At 43.3% G+C, this 4,054-nt stretch carries 4 protein-coding genes and 1 pseudogene; 4 read left to right on the top strand and 1 reads right to left on the bottom strand.

Translation table 11 applies throughout. The features are described 5' to 3' along the window. Together KI743_RS23530 and KI743_RS23525 are read left to right on the top strand one after the other, a co-directional pair. The coding region (locus tag KI743_RS23530) for a mechanosensitive ion channel family protein (RefSeq protein ID WP_285468486.1) at positions 1 to 421 on the top strand (421 nt) is incomplete at its 5' end. Positions 422 to 566: 145 nt separating this feature from the next. After that, positions 567 to 1,394, top strand: a complete 828-nt coding sequence (locus tag KI743_RS23525; protein ID WP_285468485.1) for a RecX family transcriptional regulator — start codon at positions 567 to 569, stop codon at positions 1,392 to 1,394. Here the strand turns inward: KI743_RS23525 and KI743_RS23520 are convergent. After that, positions 1,384 to 2,178 (bottom strand): response regulator transcription factor, encoded by a 795-nt coding sequence (locus KI743_RS23520; RefSeq protein ID WP_032550418.1) that lies wholly within the window; start codon positions 2,176 to 2,178, stop codon positions 1,384 to 1,386. The genes KI743_RS23525 and KI743_RS23520 overlap by 11 nt on opposite strands. Positions 2,179 to 2,450: 272 nt before the next feature. Here KI743_RS23520 and KI743_RS23515 point away from each other — a divergent pair, with 272 nt between their 5' ends. Further along, a complete protein-coding gene (locus KI743_RS23515) occupies positions 2,451 to 3,323 on the top strand; it encodes a DUF3187 family protein (RefSeq protein WP_285468488.1) in 873 nt (290 codons plus the stop codon). 159 nt (positions 3,324 to 3,482) lie between these two features. Then, a pseudogene (locus KI743_RS23510) lies at positions 3,483 to 4,054 on the top strand (porin); the annotation flags it as partial.

Here is a 4,054-nt window from a genome sequence, read left to right as displayed (position 1 = left end):
AGTAAAAGACATGAGTTTGGTGTCGACCACGGTGCAGACCATTGATAACCAACGGCTAGTGATTCCAAACAACAAAATTTGGGGCGATGTGATTAACAATATTACAGCGGAGCGTGTGCGTCGTGTGGACATGGTCTTCGGTATTGGCTATTCCGACGATATCGACAAAGCGAAGTCGGTATTGAATGACATCATCATCAATCATCCTAAAGTGCTGAAAAAACCAGAGCACATGATCAAGCTGCACACACTCAATACCTCTTCAGTGGACTTTGTGGTTAGGCCTTGGGTGAAAACCGACGATTACTGGGATGTGTATTGGGATGTGACAGAAACCGTTAAGAAACGATTCGATGAGGAAGGCATTACTATTCCATTCCCTCAACGCGATGTGCATATTTACAATCACGAGCAAAACTAAATAGAGTGGCTGCAAAATAGACTGATTAATAGACGCCTAAGTAGGCGTCTATTTTTTTAGCGTGTAAGTGCTAAGCGATAAATGACTGTTAAGCCAAATAATTCGGGTATGATAGCCACAGACTGAATTAGTGAAGAATAGTGACATGGATAATCCAGAGCAAAAAACTCGAATCAGAAAAGCGACACGCATTGAGAGTGTTATGAACTCTGCGATGTGGCATCTTACTCAGCGAGACATGACAGAGCATGAGCTTGTCTCAAAGTTGAAGGTTAAAACAGACAACCAAGAGTGGATCGACGAGGTGCTTCAACGGTTGCGTGACTTTGGGTATCTAAAATCAAACCAAGACTTCGCTGAGCAGTTTGTTGAGCAGTCGTTTTTTGGCGAGTTCGGCTCCGCGTATATTGTTGAAAAGCTTAAGAAGAAAGGCCTGAAAGACTCCGATATCTACGATGCGATCCATAAGGTTAAAAGTGACAAGAATATTGACGAACAATCGCTTCTCAATGATCGAATTAACAACTACTACAATGACTTCAATATGAGTCGTGAGAAGTTGGTTTCTACCTTACAGAAGCGTGGATTTAGCTATCAACAAGTTAAGATCGCTATCGATCAGCACCCAAGTAGCTCAAACCTGAAAACCAACATTCAGATAAAGGCAGAAAAGGTGGATTTAGAAAAAGAGGTCTTGAAATACGCTCGAAAAGGCAAAGGTCTCACAGCGATCAAGCAAGAGCTAAAACAGCGACAAATAGATACCAACGGCATCACTGAACTTGTCGACAGGTTGATCAATGAGGAGCAATTAGATTTCTATTCAAGCTGTTTAGAGCAACTGCAAAAGAAATCTTATGATGTGAGTGATCATAAAGAGCGAGCAAAGGCCTACGCCATGCTCACTCGTAAAGGTTTTTCTTCTGATGAGATTAAGTTTGCGCTCGCCGAGGTTGAAGGCCCTAACGAATAGCGTTGGAGTTTTCAGCAATCCCAAGTCCGTTTCTCAGTGCGAACTGAGTCAACTCAATATGGTTATCTAGCCCAAGTAGCCCGAGCATTCGGTACTTATGTGATTCAATGGTTCTTGGGCTCAGGTGAAGTTTTTCTGCGCACTCTCTTGCGCTATTGCCTTGGGCGATCAACGCCAGTACTCGAGACTGCTTCTTTGATAACAGCAACAGCTTATCACTGTCGTCTTGAAGGCAGGTTTCGCTCTGTTTCAGTGAGCGCGCTAGCGTTGAGTGTTGCCAATAACAGAGCCAAATTTCACATATCAACTTAAGGCGTTGAATGTCTTCTTTCGCAAGCTGTCTTGATGGCTCGTGAAAGTTGCTAAACGACAGCGCTCCCCAGCGCTGACCAAACAGTTGTAGCGGGATAATGCAGTGCCATCTTCCCCCTTCTCGGTAGAGCTGCTGCAACACAAAATTGTCGCTGTTCTGCATTTCATACTCGTTGAAGGTCAGGTACGTCTTTGAAGTTTTCAGTAGCTTTAGGTAATCAAGATGATTACCACCAACAAACAGAATCTTATTGATTTGAGGGATATGTTTTTTGGATACCGAACAAGTCTTCCCCTCTTCTAGGCAGACCATCGAGTTTGGGAAAAGCGTTAGCCTGTCGATATCAAACCAATCGAGAACATCAAACCCCGCTTCAGACCAGGCTTGATTGAAGTTAGTAGGGTCGCAGTTGATCAGGGCTGATGACTGCTCCATGACAAGTTGTTCGAAGCTCTTTTTGATTGTGTCCATGTGTCTACCGGGTGTTACTGTAACGATTAAATGGGTAAAAATTAGTGATTATGTACACTGTTCAATTGCGAATTTATAACATGTAATGATAGATAAGAAAACTGGATGGCTGCAAAGCAGTAGATGTACTGCATAAATTATTGGTGGAATTTACGACAATTCATCGGTTTTTATTATAGTCAGTAATCGTTATGAAGCCTCTAAATCTCATTACTTTATTAGCTCCTCTTTCTCCCACTTTGTTCTTATCTTTTGATGCAGTTTCCTCTCCGATGTTTGTCTACGCTCAGTCGCCCATTCACTCTAATGTGTTGTCGACGCAACTTAGGAGTGCCGAGCCAAATAGGGCAGGGACGTTTGAGTTTAAGTCCTCCTACACACAAGCAAGTATTTGGGCTCACACCAGTGACTATGCTTTGGATTATTATCAAAACCAGACTCATCTAGCGTTGAAATGGCAGGCATCTCCCGTATGGAAAACAGAGTTGGAGTATCGCAAAGTAACGGCAGTAGATAATGGTCTAGACAGCTTTGTGATGGGTTTTCATGATCTATTTGGTATCGGACAAAATGGTCGCGACCAAGTCGATAATGACCAGTTCACCATGGATTTTCATAAGGCGGGTATCTCGATATCGGACTTTGAAGGAGATGACCTGACTAACGCCGTGACTTGGTACAACGAGTTGTTGCTGTATTCGCAAGGCCCAAGTTCACTGTCTGTGGGTGGTTCATTGTTCTACAACAAGGTGAAAGATGGCGAATTCGCACGTTCAAGCTTCGAACAAGGAGTACAGGTCAATTACAGCTTTATGACTCCGCAGCATCGAGTTTTTTCAACTTTGGGTTTAGTCCATCGTAACGGCGACAAATACGTAACTGAGCTTGAAAACTTCAGCTTTAGTTGGGCTGTCGGATACGAGTACATGTTCAATTTACGCCACAGTGTTGTTCTTGAGTCATTGAACTATCATGGTTGGGCGACCAACGATCCAGACTTTTCAGAACCTTCGAACGAAGTGGTGCTTGGCTATCGCTACCGCTTGCAACCAGTCATGATTGAAGCGTTGATGACTGAAAACATCCGTAACATGGATAACAGCACGGACATCGCTTTCACCTTGAGTTTTAGAATTCAAATATAACCTGAGTTGTATATATAGAGTTCAAATAAAATTCAGGGAAATTATGAAATGCCGTAAATCTACGGTACCTCGTGAAACGAAATTTAATAAGAATGGCGCCACACCAAAGGTCTTGCTGATAAAAGACTTAACAAACACAACATATAGGTAGTGGTCACCATGAAAAAAACTCTAATTGCACTTGCGATTGCAAGCATCTCTAGCTCTGCGTTCGCTGTAAACACAAGCAGCCAAAGTAGCCAAAACGAAGAAATGTTCGCGTTTAATCCAATGCACAAAGATCAGTTCTCTGTATCTGGTTCTTTCGGTGTTGGTGGTTACTACGACACAGGTTCAAAAGCATTCTACGATGATTGGGCGACAGGTCTAACACTGGCTCTTAACTACCGTAACAACCGAGTTGTTGCTTACGTAGAAACAGACTTAATGCTTAACTACACGACAGACAACAACGTTGATAATGCTGACGCAGCAACTTCTGGTTGGGTTAACGGCATCGATACTGGCCCTGCAACGCACGTTGATAAAGCTTGGATCGGTTTTGATATCGGTTACGGCATCGCGTCTTTCGGTTGGGAGAACGATACAGCTCTAGATAAAGTTGACGGCGCTGGCGACACAACTTACGAGTTCGGTGCTTCTGCAGGTGATGCATCAGATGCGTTTAACGTAGTTAAGTTCCAAGGTGCAACCAACGGCTTTGCTTACGGTATCTCTTACTTCGAAACTGA

Source organism: Vibrio sp. D420a, assembly GCF_030248625.1.
GTDB classification, from domain to species: Bacteria; Pseudomonadota; Gammaproteobacteria; order Enterobacterales; family Vibrionaceae; genus Vibrio; species Vibrio fortis_A.
This window is presented reverse-complemented; position numbering and strand designations above follow the sequence as displayed.

Bases quoted from the DNA above. Each gene is read 5' to 3' on its own strand.
- KI743_RS23525 (WP_285468485.1), top strand. From the start codon at position 567: ATGGATAATCCAGAGCAAAAAACTCGAATCAGAAAAGCGACACGCATT.
- KI743_RS23520 (WP_032550418.1), bottom strand. From the start codon at position 2,178: ATGGACACAATCAAAAAGAGCTTCGAACAACTTGTCATGGAGCAGTCA.
- KI743_RS23515 (WP_285468488.1), top strand. From the start codon at position 2,451: ATGTTTGTCTACGCTCAGTCGCCCATTCACTCTAATGTGTTGTCGACG.